Below are 23,331 nucleotides of genomic sequence, written 5' to 3'. Positions count from 1 at the left end.
AACCGGAAATTGCTGTTCACCACCCCGAGGTGCGGCCACACTGGGCCCATGGCTCCCGATCTCCTCCGGCCCCGCGCGGTGCCCGGGGCACTGCCGCCGAACCCGACGGCCATCAACCCGATGGTGCTGCGCGGGCGGATGCTGCTGGCGGTGCTGGACACCAACGTCCTCCTGGTCGAGGCGTGCAGCCAGGCCAAGCGCGGACGGCCGTACCACCCGCTGGCCGCACTGGCCGGCACCCGGCGGGCCACCCCCTACATGGCGCCGCACGTGCTGGGGGAACTGGAGGAGCACCTGCCCAAGATGGCCGACGCCTTCAAGATCCCCGCCTCGGCGGCGGCTGCCGCGCTGCACGAGCACGTGCTTCCGCAGGTGCGGGTGGTGGACCTGGAGATCCGCGACCACCTGTCCCCGGGGGCGCGGCACATCCTGCACCAGGCCCCGGGGGTGCCCACGGCCAGGCGAGGCGACCCGGACGATGCCCCGACGATGGCACTGGCCGAGCTCCTGGGCCCCGCCGTACTGTTCACCAGGGACAAGGTGTTCGAACCCTTCGCGGTCATGGATTCGATGGCCACGGCGCAGACGCTGCTGCTGACGGCCGGCCTGGAGGCGCACGGCGCCAACGCGGTGATCCTCGCCGGGTGCGTGCTGGAGGCGACGATGTCGGGCGTCGGCGCGCTCGTGGACGTCGCGGCCCGCCGGCCCGGGCTGACGGCAGCCGCAGTGGCCGGAGCGCTCTGGTACCTGTGGCGGACCGGCCGGCTGACGGAGGGGTGGCGGCCTCTGCTCTCCGGACTCTGGGAGATCACCGAGGCTGTTCTGCAGGCGGTGGCCGACGCGAAGCAGCAGCACACCGACCTGAGCCGAACCCTCACCGTGGTGGAGGCCACGCCGTTCCCCGCATTGGAGCAGACGGCCGCCCGCCTCCTTGCCCGGTACGGCGCTCCCCTGACCGCCACGGAACTGCGCGACGCGCTGGCCGACCGCGACGACCTCCCGGTCTCGGCGGCACGGCTGCGCCGGGAGATGGCGGCGCACCGTGCCTTCGTGCGGCTGCCCGGCGACCGGTGGACCATCGGCCGCCCGGCACTCGAGGCGGCAGGGCTGTAGCACCACTGGCGCTGCAGCGGCCCGCCCGGCCGCCTGCCCGGCGGATACGGCCTCCTCCCTGGTGAACGCCGTGGCTGTCCTGCTGGCGAGTTCGACGAACATCGCCCAGGACGGCAGGCCCGACGGCACCGCCGGTCACACTGTGGACCGCCGCCGGGTGTCTGCGGCATAGTGCAAGATCGTCGCCATGCGTTCGATCGTCGATGCGGTGTTGCTGGGGTGGTGGTGGCCGCTCGCGGTCTCAGTGGCGGTGGTGGCCATAGAACATCGACGCTGCGGTGCCACGCCCGACCGGGCTCGCGAGTATGCCGATATGGCCAAGGCCGTCCTCGCGCTCTCCGCTCCCGCGTTCTGGCTGCTGGTCACCGGTCGACGTGACGACATGGCCGGGCAGCTCGTCATGGCGGTCGTTGTTGCGCTGCTCGGCTATGGAGGTGCTGGGTCGGTACTCGACTTCGTCCGAGGCCGGCGGCGCCCGTAATCTGCGAAGGCCCCGGCCGTGGGGGTCTCCGGTACACCGTCGAGCACGGCACAGGCACCCTTCCCTGCCCCCTGCGGGCGTTCGGACTGCGGGTGGAGTGACCGGGCGGAAGGGCGGTCGTTGGACCGGACAAGACCGTCGGTGGAGGACGCCGCAGGCCAGGAAGAAGGAGAACTGCTTTGACCGAGTATCTGGACGCCGACGAGTGGCCGGTCGTGGAGGACCCGCACCGAAAGGGCTACGTCTTTCCGCCGGCGAACATCGCCTCGTCGTACACCACGGTCTCCACCAAGGCGCTGCAGGATCTTCCCCACTACGACATCGGTGACCTCGGCCGCGTCGTACTTCTGACCGCTCTCACCGAGCCGGCCGCCGCAGGCTCGCAAGGCGACGACCTCGACCACCACGGCCTGGTGAAGCTGGACCCCGAAGACCTGGCGGGCCGCCTCGACGCAGACACCGACGAGATCGCCGCGGCAGTGCAGGAACTGTCCGATCGCTTCCTGCTGATCTCGCCCGAGGGACAGGGCGACGATGTGTGGCAGATCAACCCCATGGTCGCCTTCCGCGGCTCCGCCGCCGCTCAGCACAAGGTCATCGACCGCCTGGTCGAGCAGCGAGGCGGCGAGTTCCCCGTGCCGCCGGAGCCGGGAGCCGTTCTTGCCAACACGGCCACCGGCAAGACCTACAGGGCCTGATGCTGGTGCGTGCAGTGGTGGAGCTGCCGGCCGGGCCCCAACGCCGGCCCGGCCGTGGAACCGCGCGTCGGGCTGAGGCCGTTGCGCGGTTCTTGCCGTGAACCGGTGAACCGGGCCGAGACGACGGGGCCGGGTTCACACCGCCCGTCGGTTCCACTCGGGCTCCGGCACCCGCGTGTAGACGAACCAGCCGAGCATCGACCCGAGGACCGCCACCGCGAACCGGGTTCCGCTGCACTGCCCGGTGAACCACTGGTAGGTGATCCAGGCGAACACCCCCAGGTGGATCACGCCGAGCACGATCACCGCGATGCTGATGGCGATGACGGTCTGCGGGGCACGGCGCCAGCCGCGTCGGGCCGCCTCTCTCTGGACTACGGCCGTGGCGGGGATCAGCACCATGATGGCGACGATGTAGGCCGTGAAGAACGGATCACTCACCAGCTTGTCTCCCCGTCAGGACGGCGGCTTCAGGAGGGGCAGTCTGCGGGCTGTGCAGAGGTGAACAGCCTAGGCCGGGTTCTGCCCGCAGTGAGCACCACCCGCGAAAGAACGGGTGGCGTCGGCGGGCATTCGGGCTCCCCCACTCACACGACCGGCGGTCGGCCCGCCCGGGTGAGGCGCAGCACGGTGTTCCAGGTCATGGGTCGGCGTTCGCCGTGGCCACCGCGCAGTCCTTCGCGAAATCCGGCGAACCAGGTGGCCAGGGCCTTGCGGTCGCGGGTACGGGCGACGGTGATCAGGACCCAGGCGGTCAGGTAGACGGGGATGAGGGGGGCGGGCAGGCGGCGGTAGGCGATCCAGACACGGTTGCGGGCGACCAGGCGCAGGTAGAGGGCGTGGCGGGCGGGGTCGGTGGCGGGATGGTGGATGACGATGTCGGGTGCGTACCAGCCGGTGTGGCCGAGATCGGCCAGACGCCAGCAGAGGTCTAGACCTTCGTGGTAGAGGAAGAAGTGCCCCGGCCAGCCGCCGGCCTGCTCGTAGGCGGCGCGGCGCACGAGGACGACGCCTTCGGCCATGACGGTGACGGTGCCGGGCCGGGTCGGGTCGCCGGCGCGCAGGCGGGGCACCCAGCGGCGCACGGTGACGCCGGTGTCGGGGTCGGCGATGCGCGGCTGGATGTAGGCCGCGTCCGGACGGTGGCGGGCTTCGGCGACGAGCCGGGCGAGCACGGCGGGGTCGCTGATATGGGCGTCGTTGTCGAAGAAGAAGATGAACTCGCCGGCTTCGGGCCCGGCGAGAGCGTCGGCGCCGACGTTGCGGCCTTCGGGGATGCCGACGTTCTCCGGCAGGACGACGGTCTGGACGCCGTCCGGAACGTGGTCGGGGGTGCAGCCGTTGCCGACGATCACCACGCGCAGGTCGACGTCCTGCTGGGCGAGCAGGGAGGCCATCGCCCTGGGGAACTCGGCCGGACGGTCGTTCATGGTCAGCACCACCGCGTCGATGGTGGGCTTGTCGGTGGTCACGGGGCCTCCGGGGCCGGTCGGGTGGACGGGGAAAGCTGGTCGGTGATGAGCAGGTGGAGCTCGGTTGCGGCCTCGGCGACGGTTCGGTGGCCGCCGTTGGTGACGGTCGGCCAGGCGCGTTCGGCGGCCACCTGGCGCAGCTGGTCGGCGATGTGCTCGGTGAAGTGGCCGAACCCGTCGGGGTCGTGGCTGTCGGGGCCGGTGCGGTCGAGGTAGGGGTCGGGACAGCCGGCCGCCCGGTACCAGGCGACGCGGTCGTGCCGGGCTGCGTCGACCAGCACGGTGAGGTGTTGGTCGACGGGCAGCGGTGAGGGCGGCAGCAGGTGGCTCTGCCAGGCGGTGAGGGCACGATGCTGCTCGGAGTCGAGGTCGAGCGCGATGGTGGCTTCCAGGGACAGCCGGGCCCGGGTCTTGTCCCACCAGCTCTCGGCGATGACGATGTCCCCGGCCCGGACGGCCGGCTCGATCTGGCTGCGCAGGATGGTGGCGTACTGGGTGGCGGCGGCCAGGCTCAGGACCTCCCAGCCGGCGGCGGTGGCGGCCTCGGAGCGGAACAGCGCGTTGACGGCGCGCACCAGCTCGGCGTGCGGTCCGTCGCCGTCGGACCAGGCGCGGTCGATCCGGTGCACGGTGCGGCCGGTGGAGGCCAGCAGCGGGACGAGGTGGTCGGTGACCGCGGTCTTGCCGGAGCCGTCGGCGGCCTCGATCACGACGAACAGGCCCGTGCCGACCGGGTGTTCAGCCACCGCTCGCCTCCCGCTGCTCGTTGTGCCGGGAGACCACGGTATCGGCCCCGGGAGGGGCCGGGGACACGCTGGTGTTCGTGAGGGCGTCGAACGCGGCCGTCAGCAGCTGCTCCAGCGCGGCCGTGGTGTCCGGGGAGTCGGTGCGCGGCGTGCGGTTGACCAGGGAGTCCGCGACCGCGAACGCGGCGGCTGTCGGCAGACCTCGGTGGCGGCCGACCGCGAACAGGGCGGCGGCTTCCATCTCCACGGTGAGGATGCCGTGGCGGGCGTACAGCTGCGCCTCGGCGGCGCTCTCCCGGTAGAGGGCGTCGGTGGTCCACGACGCCCCCCGGCGCCACCGGGTGCCGCAGGCGTCCAGGGCCGCGGCGAGGGCGGCTGTCAGGTGCGGGTCGGGGTGGGCGAAGTAGCCGGGCGCGAGGTAGTGGCGGCTGGTGCCCTCGCCGCGCAGCGCCTTCTCGCACAGCACCGCCTCGCCGGCGTGCAGCTCGGGGACGAGGGCTGCGGCGGTGCCCAGGGAGATGACGGCGGGGACGCCGAGGGCGGTCAGCTGCTCGGTGACCAGCGCGGTGGCCGGCGCCCCGGCGCCGAGGCGGGAGCACAGGACCACGTCGTGCCCGCGGTGGCTGATCAGGTGGAGGTCGGCGCTCGCCCACCCGTCCAGGGCCAGCGCCTCGGGGCGGTCGGCCAGGGCCTGGCGCAGCAGGCGGCCCTGGTGGACGAGGACGGCTCCGGCGGTTGTGGCGAGGGTGGACCCGGGGTGGCGGGTGAGGACGTAGGCGGCGTGCTCGGCGGGGTCGGTGACCGCGGGCAGGGTGTGCTTGCCGGGCAGAAGGGTGCTCAGCGCGGTGCGGCGCTGGGGGCTCATTAGAGGACCATCCCTTCTGCAGCCCTCTTCGGTAGGGTTGTGACCTCTCGGTCCCGGCGGGTGCATGGCCAAGGGCGCGAGCCGTTCGACGGCCAGCGTGAGTTATGCCAGCCCCGCCGGGCCGAGGCCGTCTGATCGGCATCAGGGACACGCCCCGTAGAGGGCCGATTAATGAGCTCCCGGCAGACGACCTCACCACCGGGCAGGTGCTCCGTCAATGTCACAGGAGTACGACCTTCGTGATCATCGGATGGGACTGGGCGACCGAGACCCACGACGTCACCGTCATGGACAACTCCGGCGCCCGCGTGGACCGCTGGGAACTCGCGCACACCGAGCAGGGCATCGATTCGACGCTCAGGAGACTTCGCCGGCACGGCGACCCGGCCGATCTGCCGGTGGCGATCGAGACGACCCGCGGCCTGGTCGTGGACCGGCTGCTGGCCGCCGGCCACCCGGTGGTGCCGGTGCACCCGAACGCCTTCCACGCGATGCGCCCGCGCTGGGGCGCCTCCAAGGCCAAGACCGACGCCGGCGACAGCCACAAGCTCGCCGACTACCCGCGCACCGACGGCCACCAGCTGCGGCGCCTGACCCCGACCGACCCGAGGACCCTGGAACTGCAGGCCCTGACCCGCCAGCGCGCCGACCACATCGAGGCGAAGGTCGCCGCCGTCAACCAGCTCGACGCCCAGCTCGACCAGCTGTGGCCCGGCGGCAAGGCCGTCTTCGCCGAGCGCGACAGCGACATCGCCCTGGAGTTCCTGGACCGCTACCCGACCCCGCAGGCAGCCGCCAAACTCACCCCGGCGAAGCTGGAGGCGTGGTGCAAGCGGCGTTCCTACTCCGGCCGCCGCTCCGGCAGGGAGCTGATCGAGCGCATGCGCTCCGCCCCGGCCGCCGCGACCCGCCTCGGCGAGGCCACCGTGGCGACCCTCATCCGTGTCCAGGTCCAGCTGGTGCGCGGCATACGCGCCACGATCCGCGAGCTGGACAAGGCCATCTCCGACGCGGTCGAGACACACCCCTACGCGCCACTGCTGGCCACCATGCCCCGCATCGGCAAGGTCAACCTCGGACAGATCATCGGCGAGATCGGCCCCATCCTCGAACGCGCCGAGTCCTGCGAGCAGTTCATCGCGGAGACCGGCGTCGTCCCGGTCACCCGGGCCTCCGGCAAATCCCGCGCGGTGACCTTCCGCGTCGCCACCAACCGCCGGGCACGCATCGCCATCACCACGTTCGCCGACAACAGCCGGCACGGCAGCGACTGGGCCGCGAAGATCTACAACGACGCCCGGGCCCGCAAGAAGCGACACCCCCACGCCGTCCGCATCCTCGCCCGCGCCTGGCTCCGCGTGATCTGGGCCTGCCGACGCGACGGAACCTGCTACGACCCCGCCACCCACCAGGCCAACAGCAAGACCAACACGGTCGCCGAGACGGCTCTGGCGGCATAGAGGTTGACTCAGGAAACTCACGCCGGGACCGCCGTCGCGGTGCGGGCCCGCAGGGCGGTGGCGAGGGCGCGTTCCTGGTCGGCGGGGACGGTGTTGACGGTGTGCCAGGGCAGCAGGTGGGTGTCCATGGGCTGCAGGTGGTGGGCGAAGATGAGGCCGTGGCGGGCGAGGGCCTGGTCGAGCCGGTCCTTGGTGAGGTGGGTGAAGTCGGTGCCGGCGTCGTGGAGGGTCTCCAGGGCGTGGCCGACTCGGCGGTCGCCGCGGTCGCAGACGGCTTCGAGCAGCAGGCGGGAGTGCTCGCCCCACAGGACTCGGAACCGGTCGTGGTCGGGGCCGGCCAGTGAGGTGAGGCGCTCGCGGATCGCGGTGATCCAGTCGTCCACGAGGTCGGGGTCGGCCATCGGCAGGCGCTGGCTGACGGTGCCGGGTTTGGGCATGAACTGCTGGATCTTGACGATGACGGCGCCGTCGGGGCGGCCCAGGCGCCGGAAGACGCGCAGGGCGTAGTCGGCGATGGCCAGGCGGTCCTGTTCGCTCTCGCCCGGGGCGCCGACCATGAAGTAGAGCATCACCGTGCCGAAGTGGCTGCGGGTGCGGCACAGGTCCAGGGCGCGGTCGACCTTGGCCTCGTCCATCGTCTTGCCGAAGAGCTGCACCAGGTCCGGGGCGGCGAACTCCGGGGCGATGGTGAGCACGCCGCGGGGGGCCTCCAGGCTGAGTTCGGTGAAAAGATGGCCGGGGTCCAGGCGGGCGACGGCGTCCAGGTAGCCGGGGGTGACCTCGTCGGCGCGCACCGAGCCGATGATGACGCTCACCGGCTCCTCGGCGCGGTCGGCGTAGGCGGCGATCCGGTCGAGGAGGGCGTCGCGGTGCCGGTACTGGGTGAAGGTCGGCGAACTGATGATGATCGTGCGGATGCGGTGCTGCTCCAGCGCGTCGACGTAGGCGGTGAGCTGCTCGATCGGGGCGTTGCGAAACGGCGGGGTACCGAGCGTGCACATGTGGCAGGAGTGCTTGCAGCCAAGGTTGGCGATGACCAGCGCGCAGGAGCCGTCGCTGATCGGGGAGGCGAAGTGCGCCGCACCCAGGTCGCCGGGGGCCAGGAACTGCGGGTGCACGGAGGCCGGCACGGTGAGGGCGCGCGGGCGGATGACCGCGGTGCCGCCGCCGGGCAGCGGGGTGTGCTCGTACAGGGAGGGTACGTACAGGCCGGGGATGCGGGCGGCCTGCTCCAGCAGCACCGCCCTGGGCTCCTCCCGCATGCGGTGGACCAGGCGCAGCAGGTCGAGGAAGGAGTGCTCGGCCTCGCCGAGGGCCACGACGTCCAGGAAGTCCGCCATCGGCTCGGGGTTGGCCAGTCCGCCGCTGCCGCCGACGACCAACGGGTGCCGGCCGGCGGTGCGCTCGGCGCTGCGCCGCGGGATCTCGGCGAGGTCGAGCAGGCGCAGCACGGAGTGCAGGTCGCCGGCGTTGGTGACGCTCAGGCCGACGACGTCGGCGGCGTGGACGGGGGCGGGGTTCTCGATCGTGCGGTAGGGCTCGCCGCCGGGGGTGCGCAGCCGGTTGCCGTCGGCGCTCAGGCAGTCGTAGGCGAGGGCGCGCTCCGCGGTGGCGGGGACGTCGGGGCGGCGGTTGACGAGGTCGTGCAGGGCCATGGGGCCGGTGGCCAGCAGGCTGTAGGCGTGGCCGTACGGGGAGAGGAAGACCACGCGCAGGTCATCGGGGCGCCCGGGGCCGGGGTAGGGGCCGTGCAGGTGGATCTCGCTGCGGCGGATGCGGTCGGTCTCGGCGGTGAGCGCAGTGGTCACGGCGTGGTCCTGTCGAGTCGGAGGGCAGACGTGCCGGTGCGCGGGGCGGGAGCGAGGACGGTCCGGACGGCGTCGGCGGCCATCAGGCCGGTGGGGCGCCGCTCGCCGGCCAGGAAGGTCTCGGCGAGGTAGTCGCTGGTGAGGACCCGGCCGCCGCCCGCCGGGAGGGTGGGGGGCCAGGTGGCAAGAGGGCCGGCCAGGTGGGGTGCGGTGACTTCGTCCAGCCACCTCGTCCAGTCGTCGGGGGCGTCGGCGACGACCAGCTGGTTGGCGAACGGCTCCAGGGCGAACAGATCGGCCCGGCTCAGGGTGGCGGCGAGCCGGGCGGGGCGCAGACCGCTGTCGGACAGGACGACCGGCAGGCCGTGCTGGTGGTGCAGGTGCCGGGCGACCTCGGTCAGCAGCAGGTGCCGGTCGGGGACCGTGTTGGCCCACGGGGCGGTGATCGCGCCGAGCGGTTCGGTGAGGCGGGCGGTGAGCCGGTCGATCCGGCCGGTGATGTCGGCCAGCTCGGCGGGCACCGCGCCGCCCTGGGGCAGCAGGTGGTGGCTGGCGCTCCAGCTGCCGTCCGGCCGCAGGTCGGCCCGGGCGTAGCCGCAGGCGCGCTCGTAGCCCTTGACGACCATGGCCCGTCCCGCCGGGGCGGGACCGTGGTGGTCGCTGTGGCAGTGCCCGGCGAAGACCAGGTCGAGGTGGGGGACGGCGTCCGCCAGGGCGAGGTCGTGGGTGAAGCCGGCGTGGCTGAGCAGCACCCACTCGTCCACGTCGGGGTGCTCGGCCGCCAGGCGGTGCAGGGCGCGGGCGGGGTCGGCCAGCTGGAGGCCGGGGCGCTGGACGGTACGCACCGCGTCGAACGCCGCCTCGCCCATGACGCCGGTGACGGCGACGCGCCGGCCGCTGATGGTGGTGCGGTGCACGGCAGCGAACACCGGGCTGCCGTCGGAGCGCGTGATGTTGGCGCTCACGGTGATGGCGTGCAGGGCCTCGTCGTGCAGGTAGTTGGCGAAGCCGTGGTTGCCGGGGGCCACGACGTCGTAGAGGCGGGTGAGGATCTGGCGTTCGACGGCGCCGCCGCCGAGCTGGTGGTAGCCGGTGCCCTCGAACCAGTCCCCGGAGTCGACGACCAGGTGCCGCTCACGGGCCTGGTGGAGGTGGGCGAGGAGCGCTGGTGCGCGCTGGAGGCTGGAGTGGACGTCGGTGGTGGCGGTGATGCCGGTCAACTGCCTGGTGGCCATCGGGCTCTCCGGGGCGGTGGGGCCGGGGCCGCACACGGGCGGCCCCGGCGGGGTGAGGGGCGGTCAGGCGTGATGGGCGGCGACGGTGCGCACGGCGTCGCCGATCGCCTCGGCGATCTCCTTGTTCTCCGCGTCGCTCATCAGCGGGTGCAGGCACGGGTGCAGCGCACGGTCGGCGGTGCGCTCGGCCAGCGGCAGGTGCTGTCCGGCGGTCGCGGCGGCGATCAGCTGGTGTCCGAGGTGGGTGGGCCGCTCCCCCGCCAGCGCGCCGACGCCGTGGCGCTGGGCGAGCAGGCGGCGGACCTCGTCGCGCCCGGCCGTGCCCCACTGCTCGGGCAGCAGCAGGTTGTAGAGGTAGTGGGTGTGGGCGCGGCCGGCGGACGGGGGAAGCACCAGGCCGGGCACGTCCAGGCAGCGCAGGTGCTCGGTGCGCTTCTCGGCCAGCTGGACGCGCCGGTCATTCATCTCCGGCAGGCGGCGCAGCTGGACCAGGCCGACCGCGGCCTGCAGCTTGCTCATCTTGTAGTTGCTGCCCAGCAGGCGGCCCTTGCCGAAAGAGCGCAGGCGGCGCAGCCGAACGGCCAGGTTCTCGTCGAAGGTGGTCACCATGCCGCCCTCGCCGAGGGTCGTCATCCCCTTCTTGCTCTGGAAGGAGAAGACGCTCGCCCAGCCGGCGCGGCCGACCGGCCCGAGCTCGGTTTCGGCGCCGATGGCGCGGGCGGCGTCCACGACGATCTTCGCCGGGCCGTGCTCGGGGTGGGGGTGGCGCTCGGTCAGGTCCAGCAGGGCCTGCATGTCGGCGACCTGGCCGTTCATGTGGGTGACCAGGACCGCCCGGGTGCGGCCGGTCATCAGGGCCTCGACGTGGGCGGGGTCGAGGTTGAAGCTGCCGGGCGACGGCTCGGCCAGCAGCAGGCGGGCGCCGGTGCGCAGCACGGACAGGTGCGGGCCGGGAAAGTTCAGCGCGCCGGAGATCACCTCGTCGCCGCTCTGCAGGTCCAGGCAGGCGAGGACCTGGTCCATCGCGGTGCCGGCGCCGTTGTAGGCGACGGCGAACGGGGCGACGGCGAACGGGGCGGCGGCGTGCAGGGCGAAGGCGTCCTCGAAGGCGATCTCGCGGGCCTTCGCGCGGAATCCGGTGCGCCAGTCCGTGGACTCGGCCAGGGCCTGCGCGACGGCGTCCGTCTCGTCCTGGGTATACCAGCCGCCGAGGGCCGGCTGGTCGGGCCACCGCAGCGCGGGGGCGGGCCCGGCGGGACCGGTGCCGGGGGCGGTCACCGCCCGCCCCCGGTGGGGGCGTGGCCGGCGCGCTCCAGGACCGCGAACGCGGCGCGGTAGGCGGTGCGGGCGGCGTCCTCGGGGGGCATGGCGTGCAGGTCGGGGTGCTTGACCTCCACGCTCACCGGCCCGGTCCAGCCCCAGGCGTCCAGCTCGGTGAGCAGGCGGGGCAGGTCGATGACGCCTTCGCCCGGCAGCACCCGGTCCTCGTCGCGCAGCTTCCCCGCCTCGATGCCGGCCGGGGCGTCGTTGAAGTGCACCCACAGCGGCATCGTCGGCGGGACCGCAGCCAGGCTCGGCGACCCGGACAGGTGCCAGTGGTAGGAGTCGACCAGCAGCCCGGCGTTGTGCCGCCCGACCCGGGCCAGCACCTCCAGCGTGCCGGGCAGCGTCCGCACCCCGTTCTCCGGCGGGTCGGCGGGGCGCAGCCCCATGTACTCCACGCACACGTTCAGGCCGCGGGCCGCGGCGAGGTCGGCGACGGCGCCGATGCGGTCCTCGGTCTCCGCCGACCCGGGGATCGGGGCGCCGGTGTCGTCGACGTGCGGCAGCACCAGGGTGCCGCTGCGCGCGCCGAGGCTCGCGGTGAGGTCCATCGCGGCGGGGGTGCCGGCCAGGGCGCGGGCGAAGCGGTCGGTGTTCCAGTTCAGTCGCAGGTTCCAGCCGGCGTGCCAGGGCCGGATGCCGCCTTCGCGGAGCAGGCCGCGCAGCGCGGGGTCCTGGTCGAGCGCGGCCTGCCACTTCTCGGCGGACAGCTCGACGTAGGGGAAGCCGGCCGCGTGAGCGGCACGGACCATCCGCGCGTACGGGATTCGCTTGTTGAGGGTGGAGCGGGTGATGGACAGCTTCATGCCCGGGTGGTCCTTCCAGGGGAGGGCGGTCCGGGGCCGGGGCGGCCCCGGGACGGGGGAGGTCAGGCGGGGTCCGGGCTGCCGGACTGCTCGTAGGCGGTGATCAGAGCGAGCTTCGCCGCGGCGCCGGCGGCGGGGTCGAACCGCAGGGCGAGCCAGAGGCCGAGGAGTTCGCGGGCGCGCTCCAGCGGAACGATCGCCTGTCCCAGGCACAGGATTTGGGCGTTCGTGTACCGGATGGCGTGCTCGACGCTGTAGGGGTCGTGGGCGGTGACGGCGCGCACGCCGCGGACCTTGTTCGCGGCGACGGCCACCCCCAGTCCGGTGTGGCACACCAGTAGGGCCCGGTCCGCCCGGCCGTCGGCGACCAGGCGGGCAGCGGCGAACGCGGCCTCGGGGTAGGCGGGCGGCGTGCCGGGCGTCAGGTCGATCACCGCCTCGACCAGCGGGTGCGCGGCGAGGTGCTCGGCCAGCGCCCGCCGGTGATCCGCGCCGGCCGCATCGGAGGCCACCGCGATCCGCAGCCGCTCCGGGGAGATGTCAGCCACCTGCGGCCGTCCTCTCCCCCGCCAGCCCGGCGCTGGTGAGCACCAGGTGGGCCATGGCGTCCGGGGTGTGGCGGCCGGAGTCCAGGACCAGGACGGCGCCGTGGCGCCGGCCGAGGTGATGCAGCAGTGCCGCGTCGAAGCGGCGGGCGAAGTCCTCGTCCTCGACGGTGTGCCGGTCGCCGTCGTCGACGTCGGCCGGGTCACGGGACTCCAGGCGGGCGCGGCGTACCGCGACGTCGGCGTGCAGGTAGACCGCGAGGTCGAAGCTCGGGAAGAACCGCGCGGCCCACAGCGCGAGCACGGCGGGAAGGTAGGGGCCCATCGCCAGGCCGGCCGCCACCGTCCGGTCGACGTAGCTCTCCTGGATCACCACGGCCGCCCCGGCGTCACCGCGGCCGTGGGAGTGCCGGGCCAGGACCGCGTCCAGCGCGAACCCACCGACCAGGTGCGCGGCGGTGACCGGGCTGGAACGGTGCCAGGGAACGGGCAGGCGGTCCAGCGCCTGCTCAAGCGGGTGGCGGGCGGCGAGCATGCCGCAGTGGCGGCGGGCGGCGACGCCCTGCTCCGCGAGGTGGGCGAGCAGGGCGTCCACCAGGGTGGTCTTGCCGGTCAGGTCCAGACCGTCAACCAGGAGCCGCAGCGGGCGGGACCCGGGCGGCAGGGCGGTCCGGGGGGCGGTGAGCACGGTGGGCATGGTGACCTCCGGGGAAGTCGCCGGCGGGGCCGCGGTTCGCGGCGGGCCGGGCGGGCCGTCCGCATCGGGCCGGACGGCGGCCCGGCGATACCGGCCGGGCGTCACCCCAGGTAAGCGGCACTCCTGTCGCTGAGGCGATGTCAGAACACCGGAAAATCCGGTGAAGAACTGCCCGCCTGAAATTTCCGACGCACCGTCACTGTCGCGGTGCGTGCCCAGTTCGCTACCGTCAGGTCAAACGACGGAGCAGGGCGCTGTCGGGGGGCGGCTGTATGGGAAGACCGAACACCACGTTCCGCCGGCTGCGCGAGGACGAGTGGGAGAAGAGCCGCACCGAGGCCGCCGAGTACCTGGTCGCCGAGGGCCTCGAACACGGGCTCACCGTCTACCTGGTCGCCCGCACGATCGCGAACTGGGAGAACGGCAAGACCGGCTGGCCCCAGGCCCGCTACCGGCGCCTCCTGCACGCGGTCACCGGCCGCACCGCCAAGGATCTGGGCTTCACACCCCCGGCGCTGCGGGTAAGACGGGCAGCAGAGCCAGCGAGCAGCGATCCGCAGGGAGGAGAGGACGACATGCACCGACGCGACCTGCTCCTGGGCGCGGGGGCCTTCGCTCTGAGCACCGTCGCCCCGGGCTCCGGCCCCGCCCGCCCCGCGATCGGACTGCCGCATCTGTACGCCATCACCACCGCGGAGCAGGAGCTGTACGCGCAGGACCGGGACCACGGCTCCGCCGACCTCGGCCGCCAGGCCGCCACCGCCCTGCACACTGCCCACACCTGGCTCGCCGAAGGCCGCTACGGCGAGGAACTCGGCCGCCAGCTCCACACGGCCACCGGCATGCTGTCGGTGGCCGCCGGCTGGCTCGCCCTCGACGCCCGCCGTACTGCCGACGCCCGCTCCCTCTACACCGAGGCCCTCGCCAGCGCCCGCCAGGCCGACGACCTCGGATTGGAGGCCCACGCCTTCGCGTGCCTGTCCCTGCTCGCCCACGCCACCGGCCGCCCCCGCGAAGCCGTGACCAACGCCCGGGTCGCCCAGCGCGCCGCCGCCCAACTCGGCTCGCCGCGCTGGCTGTCGCTGCTGGCGATGCGCGAAGCCCGCGGGTGGGCCCTGCAGCAGGACTCCGCCCGCACCGAGCAGGCCCTCGTGCGCGCCTACACCCTCTACGCCCAGGGCCCCAGCGACGCCGACCCTGCCTGGCTCGACTTCTACGTCCCCGGCGAACTCGCCGGACTGGAGTCGCTGTGCCGGGCCGACCTGGGACAGCACCAGCGCGCCGTGGCCGGTGCCGAGCACGCGGTGATGCTCTTCTCCGACGGCCACCCCCGCAACCGGGCCCTCTACACCGCCGACATCGCCCTCCACCACGCCCGCAGCCCTCGGCCCGACCTCGACGCCGTCACCGAGGCGGGCCGCCGCGCGCTCGCCCACCTGCCCGACGTCCGCTCGCAGCGGCTGGTGCGCTCCCTCAACGACATCGCTGACGCCCTGCGCGCGCACCGCACCGTGCCCTGCGTCGCCGACTACCTGGACCGCGACCACGCCGCCGTCCTCCCACCCGCTGCCTGAAGGACACCATGAACCCCGCCCTCGCCCTGCAGCGCTACGGCGCCGGTGACACCACCGACCTGCTCGACACCCTGGCCGACGTCTGGGCCGAGGCGCACACCGGCCACGACGACGTGGCCGCCGCCGGGTTCACCCCCGACACCCTGCGCGACCAGATCGCCGGCCACGCCCGCCGCGACGGCTTCGTCCTCATCGCCGCCTACGCCGAGGGCCAGCTCGTCGGCTTCGGCTACGGCTTCCGCTGCTCTCCCGCCTACTGGTACGGCGAGCAGCTACGGCCGGCCATCACCCCCGAGGCCCGCGACACCGACAGCCTGGCCGGGATCTGCGAACTCGCGGTCCGCACCGGCTGGCAGGGCCGCGGCGTCGGTACCGGCGTCCACACCGCGCTTCTGGAGGCGCTGCGCACCGAGTGGGTGTCGCTGCTCGCGATGCCGGGCGACGGGCCCGCCCGGCGGCTCTACGATCGCCTGGGGTACCGGTACGCCGGGCCCTACAGCGCCGGACCGGACGGACCGGTGCTCGACCTCCTCCTGCTCCGTACGCCTCTCTGACCGGCGCAGCGCACCGGGCCCGGCCGGGGTGGCGGCGGCCCGACCTCCCGGAGCGCCATGTCCTCCGCCACCGCCCGGTTCACGCCCGGCAGCACCGCTGTTCGCCGTGACGTCCACAACGGGCGTGTCTGGTCCGCCCAGCCCTACCGCACCCTGGCCGACGACGGCGACGTCCTCGAACTCCTCTACTGGCCGGGCCTCACCAGCCTCGGCCCGACCACGTGGGCCGACGCGATGCGCACCGGTGATCACGCCCTGCGCCAGTCCGGCCTGGAGGACCTCGCCGCCGGCAACTGGCAACTCGGCCCCTGGGCATGGGAGAAGACCACACTTCGCTCCCGCTTCGAAGCCGGCGTGTACTTCAGTGTCCACACCTTCCAGGACGCCGCCACCGGCGAGCCGCTGCGCTGGTACGTCAACTTCGAACTCCCCTACACCCGTACCCCGATCGGGTTGGACACCTTCGACCTCTTTGTCGACCTGGTTGTCGAACCCGACCTGAGCTCGTACCGGTGGAAGGACGTCGATGAATACCAGCAGGGCCGCCGCCTCGGCCTGATCGACGACGACCTGCACCTGCGGGTCGAGGCAGCCCGTGAGCAGGCCCTCGGGCTGCTCCAAGACCGCCGAGGACCCTTTGCCGACACCTGGCCGGCCTGGGCACCTGACCCCGGCTGGCCGAACCCGCAGCTCCCCCGCGAGGCGGGCGACTACGAAGCCGGCCGTGCGAGGTGAGGCCCGCCGTCGAGCTGTTCGACGCCCGGCAGCTGGAGCTGGTCGAAACCGCGGCGCCCGCTCTCTCAGTCGAGGAACGGGTCACCATGGACCGGATCTGGGCGCGAGAGACCGCCGAGAACCCGGCCCTGTTCGACGGGCCAGCCATCGCCTGCGTCTCGCTGCTGGTCGGCGCCTCCGGGCGGCCGGTCCTGTCCTGGGCACCGGTCACCTACCGGTACCGCGCGCTGCGCCGGACGGCAAGCACCTGGAAGCCGTCGTCGGTCTTCGTCACCGTCCTGCAGCCGGTGACCGGCGGCGGCCTGCTGGTGGGGCGCGAGGCCAGCTGGACAGCGCACCCGGGCCGATGGCAGCTCCCGGGAGGAAGCGCCGAACCCCCACCAACCGGCCAGCCGCTCGACCTGGACTTCCTGCGCCGACACGCCGCCCGCGAACTCGCGGAAGAGGTCGGCCTTCAGACCGACCCCGACGGCCTGCAAGCGTGGACCCTGACCCAGGGCGAGCACGGCAACATCGGAATCCACTTCGCGGCTCCGCCCGTGCCCGAAGCCCTCGTGCGCCGGCACCACCAGCAACTGCTCACCGCCCTGCCCTCCGATGCCGAACCGGAGCTGGAGCGGATCGAGGTCGTGAACTCCGTGGCGCAGCTGTCCGCCCTGAGCCCCACCGTGGACTACCTGCCACCGCTCCTCGCCCGTTGGAGCTCCGTCCGACCGCAGGCGTCGACCGACGAGCCGCCGCCGTGGCAACCGGTTCAGTGGCCGGCGGCGCTGACCACCGACCGGTTGCGGCTGCGCCCCGTTGAAACAGGCGACCACCCTCTGCTGCGGACCCTGTGGTCAGATCCGGCCGTCCGGCGCTACTTGGGCGGGCCCGTTGACCCGGACCGGATCGCCCGGCGTCTGGCGGAAGCCCCCGGGCAACCCGGTCACTTCACCGTCACCCGCAGTGGGGCGCCTATCGGCCGGGTCACCGTCGACCAGGACCACCGTGCCGTGGGTCGGATCGAAGTCTCCTACGAGTTCCTGCCGAGCGCCGGCGGCTGCGGGCTGGCGGGCGAGGCCGTCGCCGAGGCCCTGCGCTGGGTGCGGGCCGCCGAACCAGAGCGGGAGATCGTGGCGGTGACCCAGGCCGCCAACCACCGCTCCCGGCGCCTCCTGGAGAAGCTGGGGCTGAGCACGACGGGACACCTCGTCGAGTACGGAGCAGAGCAGGTGGAGTATGTCCTGGCACCCGCCCAACCGGCACAGGAACGCTGATGCCGATTCGGTGAGTCGGAATGGAGCGGAAACTCACTGGTCAGCGTGTGTGGGGCTTCGTAGGCTCAGGCGATGATCAACGACAACGACGCGCCACCGCAGGATCTCGTCGACGCCGGGAACGAGCTCTGCGCCGTACTGGAGCGCTACCTTGCCAGTCCGGACAACTCCGACGCCCGCACCGACATCCCGGAGATGATCGATGCACCTCGTAGCTGTCGGCCTCGGCCACCCCGCGCTCTCCTTCTTCTTCGATGCCGTCTGTCTCCGCCGCGCTCGACCGCAGCCAGTCTGGTAGCCGTCCGGATGCGGGGGCGCCGCTGTGGAGACGCCCCTGCACCTGGTCGACCCTTCTTACACGCCGAACCCGACCGCGCTGACGAAGGTGTAGCTGTCGTAGTCGCTGTCCAGCTCGTTGAGCACCTCGTCCCAGCAGATGTCGAGGGCGTTCTCGTCGCCCTCGACCCAGGCGTCCACGACGGCGTTCCACAGGGTGCCGCGGATGTTCTTCCGCCGGATCTGAATGTCCCGTTTGTACTTCTGCTCGACCTGGCTCTGGTCCACCGGGAAGATCTCGATCTCGGTGCCGCGGCCGTCGTCGTTCAGGCGGGCCTTGAACTCCTTGGCGAGGTTGCGGCGCCGGTAGTCCCAGTACGCTGCGTCGATCTTCTCCAGGTTGCCGCGACGCGGGACCGTCTTCTTCGCGATCCAGTTGTCGACCGTATCCGGCCTGACCGTGATCCCCGCGCGGGCCATCGCCTCCCGGCCGCCCTCGCTCTGGGTGAGGTACCTCAATCGGGCGGCGAGCCCTCGGGCAGTGGTGACCGGGGATTTGATGCCGGTGACCGCCTGCTCCAGGGTGATGGCCATGGCGATACCGCCGGGAATTCCCCGGGCCTTGTACCTGCCGAGGTCCGTCCACCTACCTGCCACTATTCACCCCCTACCGCGAAGTCGGATTCCTTCAGCTTCACTTCGGTAAGCTTCCTTCCTTCGGTGAACACCGATCGCCAGTCACCGATGACATGAATTTCATCGGTGCCCTTCATGGCCACCAGTTGCACTCCTGCCAGATGCAGCTTGTGCGCCTTGAGCCACAGGTTGGAGAACGCCTGCGCCCGGATGATGTGCATCCAGTCGGGGCGGTGGATTTTGCGCTGCTTCGCACTCTCACCCATGGTCGAAACGAATTTCGAATACATGTCCTTGACGTATTCGTAAGTCAGGTCGTCACCCGAGTCGAGCGCCTCCTGGCGGGCCCTGCCCAGGACGACCCGGAATTCTTCGAGGAGGTTCTCGCTGGCGTAGGCGGTGTACGACTCGTGGATGACCGGCTTCTCGCAGAGCCTGCCCATCCTGGGCCCCGCGAGGCGCAGCAGCAGGCGCAGCGTGGAGCTGGTGATCCAGAGGGGGCCCGGCTCGTCGCGGCGGCCGAGGGGGTTGGGCAGCTGCGGGTGGTTCCAGGCCGGCGGGGTGATGAGGTAGAGCCCGGCGTGCTTGGGGTCGTACTGGCCGTCGGGGTTGTGGTGGAGCTGGCCGATCGGCAGGTGGGCCTTGAGGGCCGACAGGTAGGCGCCGTTGATGTCGAGTCGTTCGACGAGTCGGCGCTCCCCGGAGCGGAGTTCGGCGATGAGGGCCTCGTTGCGCCAGTTCGGGCGGGCCTCCCAGATCTGGTCGGGCTTGTTCTGGGCGGGCTTGCGCAGGATCTCCAGGCTCGGGGGGTGCGCGGTGTGCTCGTAGCGCGCACCGACCCGCGAGCGCAGGAACAGCGCCGTCGCGTCGATGAGCGCGTCCTTGGTCAGCGCGGCCAGCACGGGCTTCACGTCGCCCTCGTGGCGGCGCGCTTCCTCGTCCACCCGCCGGTGGATCATGGCGAGCAGTTCGGTCTGCGACGCGGGCAGTTCGATGGTCTCGGGCTTCGCCGGCCGGTCGCCCTCGGTGGCTGCAGCGGCGGCCGTCGGGGAGCACATCCCGCCGAGATGGCGGGGCTCACCGCTGATCCGATGCCGGGTGGGCTTCCCGCAGCGCAGGCAGGGCGCCTCGTCGGCCTGCACCGGCTTCCCGTCCGGACCGAGGTCCAGCGCCAGGTAGCGCTCGTCCGGGAACACACCGACGGACACCTGGTCGGGCACCGGCGCTGCGACCGGGGCGGGATCGGGGTCCGACGCGGTCGGGGCCGGCGGAACGGGGGCGACCTCGCCCGGCGCCGGGCGGGCGGGGGCGTCCTCGTCCCGGGTCGGCTCGGCTGCGGCCGGAGCCTGCTGTGCGGCCGGTGCCGGCGGCGCCTCGGCGGGTTCGGGCTGCGCGGGCGCTTCCGCGGCGGCCCGTTCCGAGGCGGCGGCGAAGCGGGGCGGCAGGTAGGTGGCGACGAAGTCGGTGAGCGGGATGCCGTAGTGCTGGATCAGGAAGCGCTCGGAGACGGTCGGCGGTCGGCGGCGCGCTTCGGGCAGCAGCTGGTACGCGGCGAACGGACCCGCGAACAGGACGATGGCGGGCACCTCGTAGTGAACGGCGACCCGCTCGCAGTCGCTCAGGGTCCAGCCGGTTTTGCCGTCGAGGCGACGACTCGTCTTCGGACGGTCGAGGCCGATCGCCTCGGCGAGCCTCGTGATGGACTCGCCTGTCCCGTCCAGCAACGCCTTGATGGCCAGCCGCACGGATTCGTCCAGCCCGGCCGGCTCCTCCGAGTCCGGCACGCAGGCGGCGATCTCCGGCAGGCCCGCGGCGGCTGCGGCGAGCGCACTCACCGTGCCCATGGGTGAAGTCATGGCATCATTATCTCACAGACGTGCATTAAATGCAACTCCGTGTAAGTTCATAAAGTCCGTGTGATTTACGTACGGGCTTGCGATGGTCTCGGTTCACTCGAAAGGGTCAACACGGCCAGGACAGCGGGAGTCGGCGGCCGATAGCCTGCTGCCCACGCTGGCCGCGCGACGCCGGCCCGAGGATGTGGGTGCGCAGCATGCTGGAGCGGTGGGACAGGGGAAGCGAGCGGCGGCTGCTGCGGGCGGTCGACGCCGCCACCGCGCTGCTCTGCGAGGGAATGGGCCCGGTGGGTCTGACGGTCCTCCAGCGGCTCCTGGCCACCGCGTTCGAAGCCGGTGCGGGCACCGCGGACGCGGCCCGGGAGCTCCAGGTGGCCGGCGACATCGTCAACTCCCTCTGCTACGACGAGCCGTGGGAGGAATCGCAGGCCCGCGCCTGGCTGGCCGACGCGCACCTGCAGCGCGCGGCACTGCGGGCGACGGCCGCCGGCGCGGACCCGGTCCAGGCCCGTGCCGAGCTGGAGAGCCACCGCTGCTGGGAGATTCACCAGCTCGACGCGCTGGCGCGCCGACTGCGCCTGCTGCACACCGCGTCCGGCCAGAGCGCGAAGTGGCTGGCGGACAGCGCTCGGGTGGAGTACCACCACATCGCCCGATGGACCGCGGGGCGCACCCGCCCGGACGCCCGGCAGCGCACCGCCCTCGCCCGCACGCTGGGCGTCGCCTCCGGCTGGTTCGGGGTGCAGCGCGACGCGGTGCCGGACATCGACCTGTACCGCTCGCTCGGAGGGTGTCCCTGCGGGGCCGGAGCCGACCGCTTCGCGCTGGGCGCGGTGAACGGCCAGGACCTCAAGACGTCCTGGACCAGCCAGGGCTGGTACTGCGTCGGCTGCGGCACCCCGTGGATGGCCGAGCACGACGGCCGGCTCTACGCCGCCCCCGTCCTGAGCCCGGCCGGCGGAGAGCTGAAGTTCCTGGCCGTCCTCGACACGGTCAAGGGCCCAGCCGCCTGCGGGCCCGAACTCACCCTCCCCTGGCCGCCGGCCCACTGGAGCACCCCCGCAGGACTCCACCGCCGCGGAGCCGCGCAGGTCCCCGCCCTCTACCGTGCGGCTCCCCCACGCCCGTAGCGCACCGGCCGCACCGGCCGCTCCGGCCGACGCGGTGACACCCCGGGGACCACGGCAGGACCTGCTAACATCCGCATTTTCAGAGGAAGTTGAGGTCTCCGTGGCGAAGTCTCCCGGCGTCGGCATACACCCTGACCTGCCCGACACCCTCGTCCATTTCACCGGCCGGCCCAGGGGCCCGTACGGAGCGCAGCCTCCGGCCTTCGCGGAGGGGACGGCTCAGGAGCGGATGGTGAGCATCCTCCTGGAGGGGAGGCTGCGAGGGGCGCAGGTGCCGGGCTCGGACCTTCCGGTGATGATCAACGATGCAGACGACATGACGGCACCCCCGCAGGACCTCGTGGATGCCGGGACCGAGCTCTACGCCGCCCTGGAACGCTACCTCGCCAGCGCTGACGACCCCGACGCCCGCACCGACATCTTCTACGCCCAGGAGAAGCTGGGGTTGGCCGTCACCGGCTGGCCGTACTGGGGCGAGTCGGAGCAGGGACAGGCACTGCACACCGCCGTCCGCGACCTGGCCGGCTCTATCCAGTACGGCCACGGCGCCACCCTCCCCGAGCTGCGCCAGGCGCTCGACCGTCTCAACGCCCTGTAGGGCACGCGATGGTGGAGGCGGCGTCCTGGCGGCCGCCGCCTCCACCTGAGCGGCCGGGTCAGCGCTCCTCGGTGAAGAGCATGCCCTCCACACCGAGCCGCGCCGGTTCAGCGCCTGGTTGAGCAGTTCCTCCCCCTCATGCAGGTGGTTGATGACCTGCTGGGCGTGCTGCTCTTCCTCCGCCTGGTCGTCTGCGTCCGGCCTCGACCGGAACCGGATCGCCTCGTCGGCGGCTTCCAGCAGCTTGGCGGCTGCCGCGGCGAAGCCTTCCTCGACCTTGCCGCCGGTGGTAAGCGCCACTGCGCCGGGCGGGGAGAAGTCCTCGGCGAGGACGGCCAGGCCCATGGTGGCGCCGAAGGCGGCCGGCCCGGCTAGGCCGAGCAGAACCAGCCGGGCGGCGCCGGGTGGATCGGCTGCGGGCATCCGCTGGAGGTCCGAGGTTCCGGTCGGCTGCCCGGAGGCGGCCGACCGGGATCAGCAGGCGAGGAGGCCGCGGTAGTCCCAGCGCTCCGGGTCGTCGGGGCGCGGCTCGTAGTCCGCCCGCCGGCCCTCCGGGTCGCGCGGGACGATGAGGTAGGCGCCGCCGCACAGCTGTTCGTCGGTCCAGCCCTCGACGTCCAGCAGTAGACCGTCGAGAGGTCCGCCGCAGAGCTCGCGGTAGGCGTGGCCGGGCTCGGGGCTCGGGTCGTCGTCCCACTCCGCGCCGTAGACCCGGCGGCCGGTGTGGTCGGTGGTCGGGTGGCCGTCGTCCTCGGCGTCCGGCGGGATCATGCGGCTTCTCCTTCGCTGCTGGCGGGGTGCGGCGGCTGGCCCCGAGCTTGGTCAGTTCTGCTGGGCAGTACGGGCGCGCACGGCGCCGTACGCGAGGATGAGCAGGGTGGAGCACTGCTCGACGGGGTCGCTCTCGGTGTCGTCGAGGTAGGTGGTGGCGATGAGCGCCGCGGGGTGCCGGAGCGGTTCGCCGGGCATCGGCAGGAAGGTCCCCGGAGCGTTGCCGGGGTGCTGGCGGGCGAACTCGTGCAGGGCCTCGGCGGTGGCGCGGGGGTCGGGCCAGGCGCCGGGGGTAGGCGGCAGCTCCGGCAGGGTTCGGGCGGCCCAGGCAGCCCCGAGCAGCGCGTCCCGGCGGGACAGCGGGTCCGCTTCCGCCCACACGTCGTAGGTGGTCTCGCCGTCGTCGGGGCTGCGCCCGGTGCGGGCGGCCTCGGCACGGTAGAAGTCGATCTTGCTGGCGAAGGGCTGGCCCTGGACAAGGTCACGGGCGTCGCGGGCGGCGAAGCGGCTCAGGTCGGTGGTGAGGCGGGCCAGGTCGTTCAGGCGCATCATGTCGCTGGCCTGCGCGGCGGTGACGCCCATGTGCTCGGCGACCACGTGGGGCAGGAACTCGGCGGGGACGTTGCGGGCGACCGGGACGCCGCCCACCAGGAAGGTGGTGCGGGGGCTGTCGTGGTTCACGGCGGGATACCT

Annotated in this window: 25 protein-coding genes; 11 read left to right on the top strand and 14 right to left on the bottom strand. The window is 72.8% G+C overall.

The features are described 5' to 3' along the window. Positions 1-48 precede the first annotated feature (48 nt). The 3 genes from ACIP82_RS32105 (at position 49) to ACIP82_RS32095 (ending at position 2,292) form a co-directional block, all read left to right on the top strand. Positions 49-1,113, top strand: coding sequence for a PIN domain-containing protein (locus ACIP82_RS32105; RefSeq protein ID WP_400658619.1), 1,065 nt, complete (start codon positions 49-51; stop codon positions 1,111-1,113). Between the two features lie 187 nt (positions 1,114-1,300). Further along, the gene (locus ACIP82_RS32100) at positions 1,301-1,594 is read left to right on the top strand and encodes a hypothetical protein (RefSeq protein WP_400658617.1); all 294 of its coding nucleotides are present in this window, start codon (positions 1,301-1,303) and stop codon (positions 1,592-1,594) included. A gap of 179 nt (positions 1,595-1,773) precedes the next feature. After that, on the top strand, positions 1,774-2,292 hold the full coding sequence (locus ACIP82_RS32095; protein ID WP_400658615.1) for a hypothetical protein: 519 nt from the start codon (positions 1,774-1,776) through the stop codon (positions 2,290-2,292). Positions 2,293-2,427: 135 nt separating this feature from the next. Here ACIP82_RS32095 and ACIP82_RS32090 read toward each other — a convergent pair whose 3' ends face one another. The 4 genes from ACIP82_RS32090 to ACIP82_RS32075 all read right to left on the bottom strand — a co-directional run bounded on the left by ACIP82_RS32090 (position 2,428) and on the right by ACIP82_RS32075 (position 5,375). After that, positions 2,428-2,733 carry a hypothetical protein gene (locus ACIP82_RS32090; protein WP_400658613.1) on the bottom strand — a complete coding sequence of 102 codons (306 nt, stop codon included), beginning with the start codon at positions 2,731-2,733 and terminating at the stop codon, positions 2,428-2,430. A gap of 146 nt (positions 2,734-2,879) precedes the next feature. After that, the gene (locus ACIP82_RS32085) at positions 2,880-3,722 is read right to left on the bottom strand and encodes a glycosyltransferase family 2 protein (RefSeq protein ID WP_400658637.1); all 843 of its coding nucleotides are present in this window, start codon (positions 3,720-3,722) and stop codon (positions 2,880-2,882) included. Positions 3,723-3,760: 38 nt separating this feature from the next. Continuing rightward, positions 3,761-4,510, bottom strand: coding sequence for a hypothetical protein (locus tag ACIP82_RS32080; RefSeq protein WP_400658611.1), 750 nt, complete (start codon positions 4,508-4,510; stop codon positions 3,761-3,763). After that, complete coding sequence (locus tag ACIP82_RS32075; RefSeq protein WP_400658609.1) at positions 4,503-5,375, bottom strand: nucleoside phosphorylase; 873 nt, start codon at positions 5,373-5,375, stop codon at positions 4,503-4,505. Before ACIP82_RS32075 ends, ACIP82_RS32080 begins: the two co-directional genes overlap by 8 nt. Positions 5,376-5,614: 239 nt before the next feature. Here ACIP82_RS32075 and ACIP82_RS32070 point away from each other — a divergent pair, with 239 nt between their 5' ends. Then, positions 5,615-6,835: an IS110 family transposase gene (locus ACIP82_RS32070; RefSeq protein ID WP_400658607.1), complete on the top strand. Its 1,221-nt coding sequence runs from the start codon at positions 5,615-5,617 to the stop codon at positions 6,833-6,835. A gap of 17 nt (positions 6,836-6,852) precedes the next feature. Here ACIP82_RS32070 and ACIP82_RS32065 read toward each other — a convergent pair whose 3' ends face one another. From ACIP82_RS32065 to ACIP82_RS32040, 6 genes are all read right to left on the bottom strand, one after another. Next, positions 6,853-8,643 carry a radical SAM protein gene (locus ACIP82_RS32065; protein ID WP_400658605.1) on the bottom strand — a complete coding sequence of 597 codons (1,791 nt, stop codon included), beginning with the start codon at positions 8,641-8,643 and terminating at the stop codon, positions 6,853-6,855. Next, the gene (locus ACIP82_RS32060) at positions 8,640-9,878 is read right to left on the bottom strand and encodes a metallophosphoesterase (RefSeq protein ID WP_400658603.1); all 1,239 of its coding nucleotides are present in this window, start codon (positions 9,876-9,878) and stop codon (positions 8,640-8,642) included. Before ACIP82_RS32060 ends, ACIP82_RS32065 begins: the two co-directional genes overlap by 4 nt. A gap of 63 nt (positions 9,879-9,941) precedes the next feature. Continuing rightward, complete coding sequence (locus ACIP82_RS32055) at positions 9,942-11,156, bottom strand: DegT/DnrJ/EryC1/StrS family aminotransferase (RefSeq protein WP_400658601.1); 1,215 nt, start codon at positions 11,154-11,156, stop codon at positions 9,942-9,944. After that, positions 11,153-12,007 (bottom strand): sugar phosphate isomerase/epimerase family protein, encoded by an 855-nt coding sequence (locus ACIP82_RS32050; RefSeq protein WP_400658599.1) that lies wholly within the window; start codon positions 12,005-12,007, stop codon positions 11,153-11,155. The genes ACIP82_RS32055 and ACIP82_RS32050 overlap by 4 nt, the downstream gene beginning before the upstream one ends. Positions 12,008-12,069: 62 nt before the next feature. Next, positions 12,070-12,555: an RpiB/LacA/LacB family sugar-phosphate isomerase gene (locus ACIP82_RS32045; RefSeq protein WP_400658597.1), complete on the bottom strand. Its 486-nt coding sequence runs from the start codon at positions 12,553-12,555 to the stop codon at positions 12,070-12,072. Next, a complete protein-coding gene (locus ACIP82_RS32040; RefSeq protein ID WP_400658595.1) occupies positions 12,548-13,249 on the bottom strand; it encodes a hypothetical protein in 702 nt (233 codons plus the stop codon). Before ACIP82_RS32040 ends, ACIP82_RS32045 begins: the two co-directional genes overlap by 8 nt. Positions 13,250-13,521: 272 nt before the next feature. On the opposite strand from ACIP82_RS32040, the gene ACIP82_RS32035 reads away from it, so the two are divergent. Genes ACIP82_RS32035 through ACIP82_RS32020 form a run of 4 tightly spaced genes read left to right on the top strand, consistent with a single transcriptional unit; the run spans position 13,522 to position 17,371 of the window. After that, complete coding sequence (locus ACIP82_RS32035) at positions 13,522-14,823, top strand: hypothetical protein (RefSeq protein ID WP_400658593.1); 1,302 nt, start codon at positions 13,522-13,524, stop codon at positions 14,821-14,823. 8 nt (positions 14,824-14,831) lie between these two features. Further along, complete coding sequence (locus tag ACIP82_RS32030) at positions 14,832-15,377, top strand: GNAT family N-acetyltransferase (protein ID WP_400658591.1); 546 nt, start codon at positions 14,832-14,834, stop codon at positions 15,375-15,377. 57 nt (positions 15,378-15,434) lie between these two features. Beyond that, complete coding sequence (locus tag ACIP82_RS32025; RefSeq protein WP_400658589.1) at positions 15,435-16,112, top strand: DUF402 domain-containing protein; 678 nt, start codon at positions 15,435-15,437, stop codon at positions 16,110-16,112. Continuing rightward, a complete protein-coding gene (locus tag ACIP82_RS32020; RefSeq protein ID WP_400658587.1) occupies positions 16,109-17,371 on the top strand; it encodes a GNAT family N-acetyltransferase in 1,263 nt (420 codons plus the stop codon). Before ACIP82_RS32025 ends, ACIP82_RS32020 begins: the two co-directional genes overlap by 4 nt. 354 nt (positions 17,372-17,725) lie before the next feature. Here ACIP82_RS32020 and ACIP82_RS32015 read toward each other — a convergent pair whose 3' ends face one another. Next, positions 17,726-18,241, bottom strand: a complete 516-nt coding sequence (locus ACIP82_RS32015) for a transcriptional regulator (protein ID WP_400658585.1) — start codon at positions 18,239-18,241, stop codon at positions 17,726-17,728. A 62-nt stretch (positions 18,242-18,303) separates the two neighbouring features. Next, positions 18,304-20,139: a helix-turn-helix domain-containing protein gene (locus ACIP82_RS32010; protein WP_400658583.1), complete on the bottom strand. Its 1,836-nt coding sequence runs from the start codon at positions 20,137-20,139 to the stop codon at positions 18,304-18,306. Between the two features lie 188 nt (positions 20,140-20,327). Here ACIP82_RS32010 and ACIP82_RS32005 point away from each other — a divergent pair, with 188 nt between their 5' ends. The 3 genes from ACIP82_RS32005 (at position 20,328) to ACIP82_RS31995 (ending at position 22,242) form a co-directional block, all read left to right on the top strand. Further along, positions 20,328-21,269, top strand: coding sequence for a multiprotein-bridging factor 1 family protein (locus ACIP82_RS32005; protein WP_400658581.1), 942 nt, complete (start codon positions 20,328-20,330; stop codon positions 21,267-21,269). 100 nt (positions 21,270-21,369) lie between these two features. Further along, positions 21,370-21,867 carry a hypothetical protein gene (locus ACIP82_RS32000; RefSeq protein ID WP_400658579.1) on the top strand — a complete coding sequence of 166 codons (498 nt, stop codon included), beginning with the start codon at positions 21,370-21,372 and terminating at the stop codon, positions 21,865-21,867. A 138-nt stretch (positions 21,868-22,005) separates the two neighbouring features. Next, entirely contained in the window at positions 22,006-22,242 is a 237-nt protein-coding gene (locus ACIP82_RS31995) for a hypothetical protein (protein WP_400658577.1), read from the top strand. 99 nt (positions 22,243-22,341) lie between these two features. On the opposite strand, the gene ACIP82_RS31990 is transcribed toward ACIP82_RS31995, so the two are convergent. Both ACIP82_RS31990 and ACIP82_RS31985 read right to left on the bottom strand, forming a co-directional pair. Next, positions 22,342-22,638: a hypothetical protein gene (locus tag ACIP82_RS31990; RefSeq protein WP_400658575.1), complete on the bottom strand. Its 297-nt coding sequence runs from the start codon at positions 22,636-22,638 to the stop codon at positions 22,342-22,344. Positions 22,639-22,689: 51 nt separating this feature from the next. Further along, positions 22,690-23,319 carry a hypothetical protein gene (locus ACIP82_RS31985; RefSeq protein WP_400658573.1) on the bottom strand — a complete coding sequence of 210 codons (630 nt, stop codon included), beginning with the start codon at positions 23,317-23,319 and terminating at the stop codon, positions 22,690-22,692. Positions 23,320-23,331 lie beyond the last annotated feature (12 nt).

The organism is Kitasatospora sp. NPDC088548 (assembly GCF_044753005.1).
Classification (GTDB): domain Bacteria; phylum Actinomycetota; class Actinomycetes; order Streptomycetales; family Streptomycetaceae; genus Kitasatospora.
This window is presented reverse-complemented; position numbering and strand designations above follow the sequence as displayed.